The sequence below is a fragment of the Ferroglobus sp. genome (genome assembly GCF_015521575.1).
Classification (GTDB): Archaea; Halobacteriota; Archaeoglobi; order Archaeoglobales; family Archaeoglobaceae; genus Ferroglobus.
In genome coordinates this window covers 1-3,713 of record NZ_WANY01000016.1, presented here as the reverse complement: position 1 = coordinate 3,713, position 3,713 = coordinate 1, and the positions used below count along the sequence as shown (strand labels likewise).

The 3,713-nt window shown below is 42.9% G+C and carries 4 protein-coding genes and 1 pseudogene; all 5 read right to left on the bottom strand.

The window, feature by feature from the left end; all coding sequences use genetic code 11:
* A partial coding sequence (locus tag F7C14_RS00740) for a DEAD/DEAH box helicase (RefSeq protein ID WP_290898648.1) occupies nt 1–858 on the bottom strand: 858 nt, incomplete at its 3' end.
* A 56-nt stretch (nt 859–914) separates the two neighbouring features.
* The gene (locus F7C14_RS00735; RefSeq protein WP_290898646.1) at nt 915–1,832 is read right to left on the bottom strand and encodes an archaeosine biosynthesis radical SAM protein RaSEA; all 918 of its coding nucleotides are present in this window, start codon (nt 1,830–1,832) and stop codon (nt 915–917) included.
* On the bottom strand, nt 1,829–2,605 hold the full coding sequence (locus tag F7C14_RS00730) for a rhomboid family intramembrane serine protease (protein ID WP_290898643.1): 777 nt from the start codon (nt 2,603–2,605) through the stop codon (nt 1,829–1,831). The genes F7C14_RS00735 and F7C14_RS00730 overlap by 4 nt, the downstream gene beginning before the upstream one ends.
* A gap of 24 nt (nt 2,606–2,629) precedes the next feature.
* On the bottom strand, nt 2,630–3,256 hold the full coding sequence (locus tag F7C14_RS00725; RefSeq protein WP_290898640.1) for a hypothetical protein: 627 nt from the start codon (nt 3,254–3,256) through the stop codon (nt 2,630–2,632).
* Nucleotides 3,253–3,713, bottom strand: a pseudogene (locus F7C14_RS00720) (secretion system protein E); the annotation flags it as partial. The gene F7C14_RS00725 and the pseudogene F7C14_RS00720, both read right to left, overlap by 4 nt.

Below are 3,713 nucleotides of genomic sequence, written 5' to 3'. Positions count from 1 at the left end.
TATCAATCCGCCGGTACCCATTTTTCTCAGAATCTCCTTTACAATCTCAACATCGGCTCTTTCGACGTAAACGTCTTCTATGTTTCTCACAGCGTGAGTCGAAGTTCCGACATCAAAATTCAGTAGTTCTCTGAACAGCCTCACCTTTTGTCCCTTTTTAGCTGTTGCTGTGGATACCATCAAAACTCCTTTTGGCTTTCCCTCCCATTTCCCGTTTTTATACCTAAATCCAAGCAGTTTCAGAATTCTGTCGACGTTTCTTGAAGCTTTTAAAACCGCATCGACATCATCTACAAAAATGAAGTTGAAAGTTTTCCCGCTGAGCTTTTCGAAGTACCTCGGGAGGAACTGAGTTGTGGTGACAAGAATGTCGAAAGCGTTTTTTTCAAGGATCTCGAAGAATTTGTCCTTTTCCTTAAGCTTTCCGTGGTAGTAGGCTACGGTAATCTCCTTCTCTTCGTTCAAACCGCAATCAATTCCGGCTTTTTCGCAGTAATTTCTCAGATTTTCAACGACCTGCTCGACCAAGAGAGTTGTGGGAAGTATTATGTAGCTTTTCCTCTTCTTTAACGCGAGGAATAACGCCATGGCGCTGCCGAATGAAGTCTTTCCTATTCCCGTCGGAGCTACAGCCGCAAAACTTTCGAAGCTCAGAACTCTTCTCGCCCAGAATTTTTGGATGGATCTCGGCTCTCCGATAATTTTTTTGAAGAACTCTTCGAACTCCTTATAGATTTTGTCAAGGAATGAGGAGCATTGATGGAGCTTTTTTAGTTTACAGTAACCCTTTTCAAGTTCCTCCCAAGTTACATCCTTGTGGCAAACCGAGCAAAGATTTGCGTACTTGACGGGAATCATTAATTCTACCTATGAGGTTTCAAAAATTTAAAAAAGTTGTCGAAGGGCTTCCCCAATTAGAATACAAATATCGGCAATCTTGCCAAGTTTTCTCCCTTCAAGCTTACCTCCCAAAGTTCCTCGCAATCGCACTCGACCTCTTCAAGATACGATTTGTCCTGAGTGAGGGAGAAGCTTTTTATCGCTTCAACGAATTCCGGGTCGCAGTTGTAGCAGTTGTGAGGCCCTCTACTCTTTCCTCCCGCAACCGGATCGCATATCGTCTCTATTTCAGTCTTCTTCAGTACTTCCACCGCGCTCCACAACCAAGGGGGACGGTACAGTTTTTTACTCCAGAGCCTTTCCACTATCGTGTTTTTGTGCACGGTCATGAGGTTTAGGGATATCACATCCACATAGCTTTTTACATCCTTCATTGACTGCACCGCATCTCTAATTGCCTCTTTCTCGCTTAAAAGAGGTGGTTTTAGGAGGAGGTACGCTTTTACCCTTCCTCCAGCATCTTTGAGCATGGAAGCGGCTCTCTTAAATTCTTGGAAGGAAAATCCTTTGTTTATTATCTTCTCCCTAATCCAGTCGTTGCTCGTTTCAACGCCTATTCCTACCTCTATCGTAATCTTAGCCTTTTCTATCTCTTTAGCCACCTCTTCCGTAATAAACTCCGGTCTGCTTTCAACAACGAGCTTTTTCACACCCTCTTTTTCGAGGAACTCGTAAATTTTTCTCCTCACCTCTTTATCTACTTCCCTTTCATCAAAAAAGCTGCCCGAAGTGAATATCTTCACGACGTCCGCTTTCTCGTAGGCGTCTCTAAACTCCTTGAGAATAGTCTCCGAACTTGCTTTGGGATTCGCCTCTAAGTAGTAGCTGCACATTCTACAGCTTCTCCAATTGCATCCAGCAGTGGAGAGGATTATCGTCCTGCAATTCACTATCTCGTCTTCAAGTCTCTCCTTTTCCCACCAAGCCTTCATATCAGTCTGAACCTCCTGTAAATCGAGTACTTCTTTCCGTAGTAAAGTCCGACGAGCAAACCTCCCAAGTGGGCTATGTATGCCACTCCGGTAAAGGCTGTGAAGGGAAGCATCAGGATGTTGTAAGCAGCAAATAGCAGTATGGCTGTTTTTATGTCCACGGGAATCACGAAGAATAGGAGAACTCTTATCTCCGGAGCTATTAAAGCCAGAGCTCCCATGATTCCGTAAAGAGCTCCAGAAGCCCCGACTGCCGGTGCGAAGTTGTTCGTCGCGAAGGAGAAAAGAATGTAGAAGAAGTTACCTGCAATTCCTGAAAGGAAGAAAATTTCCAAGTACCTCTTCGATCCAAGCCTTCTTTCGAGCTCTCCTCCGAAGAAAAGCAGAACTATCGCATTAACAAGATAGTGGTCGAAACTTCCGTGGAGGAAGATGCTCGTAACGAGCTGCCAAGGCATGTAGTAAAACTTATCCGGATATAAAGCGAGAAAATTCATTATCTGGGGAAAAATGAGGGAGACGAAAAACATCAGCGTGATTATTCCGAGAAAAATGTTGTTGTATCCGTACTGGGAGATCGAAACCTTCGGTTTTTGAATTGTCACGCTTCTTTCCCTGCCAATTTCCCAGTCCTTTTTCACCTTAACTGGAATGTCGTAAATTCCCTCACAAAAGTGTTTTTCCGGAAGTCTGTGCTCGGAGCAGAACGTTCCTCCGCAGTAGTTGCACTTATAGGGAAGAACTTCTTCCTTTCCGCAGATATCACATTTCACCGCTAAAAATTCGAGCTGTAATATTTAAATATTTTCGAGGAGTTTCAAATACTTCTCGGCTTTCTCCTCATCGTACTGGGCGATCCATGCAGCGAAGCACAGCTCGATTGCGAGCATTCCTTCTTCTTTTGCAAGTTTTTCTGCCTTAACTATAAAATCGATGTCGTCCTTGGATTCTATTTTCACTTCTCTTTTCACGATTCTGTCCGGCATAACCGTGTCAACTCCTCCCATCATTCTAAGATATTGGTAGGTGTTTATTCCAACACCCTTTACCGGCATGTAGCTCTTCCAGTTTTCGAGGGTGGTGCTTTCAGCCCATTTTCTGAGAGCCTTAACGTCTCTTCCGAATTCGAGAAGTTTCTCAGCAACTCCGAAAGCCACATTCCAGCACCTTTCGTTTCTCCACAAGTTAAGTAAATCGTTCTTTTTCAACTTTAAAAACTCATCAAGTTTTTTTACTTTATACCTCTCACTGAAAGCCAGAACCTTCGGAACAACTACGCCAAAATAATTCAATCCCGAGGAGGTTAATGCCGCATCTACCACCATTAAAACAACGTTTGAATTGTACCTCTTGCTTTCCAAACATTTCCTACTGAATTCCGATATTTCTGGGTATTTTTCGAGGGTTTCCCTGATCTTCTTCATGAGATCATTTCGAGCAGTCTATCTTTATCGTTTTGGTATGCGTGTATTATTTTAGCTACTTCTTTGTAGTCTCTGATGTTGTTTTCGAGCATCCACTGGAGGACCTTTTTTCTATTTTCGAGTTCTTCTTCGAGTTCTTTTCTACTCCAAGCTCTCATTTTTCTTATTTCTTCGAGGACTTTGGAGGAGCCTATCATTATGTGTTCATCTTTTTCGCTGTCCCATGAGAAGACTGTAGTAGTTTTGATTATTTTTGTGTGGGTGTCCATTCCGACTATTTCTGCTATTTCTAAATTTCTTCTTACTCTTTTGTTTCCCAGATAAACTTGAGCTTGTATGCTTATTATATCGAGAGCTTCTATCATGCTTCTTGGCACGTTTATCGGGGGATTCTCTAATCTGTGGATTACACCATTCACCGAGTCAGCATGCAAAGTTGAGTAGGTTGTGTGACCTG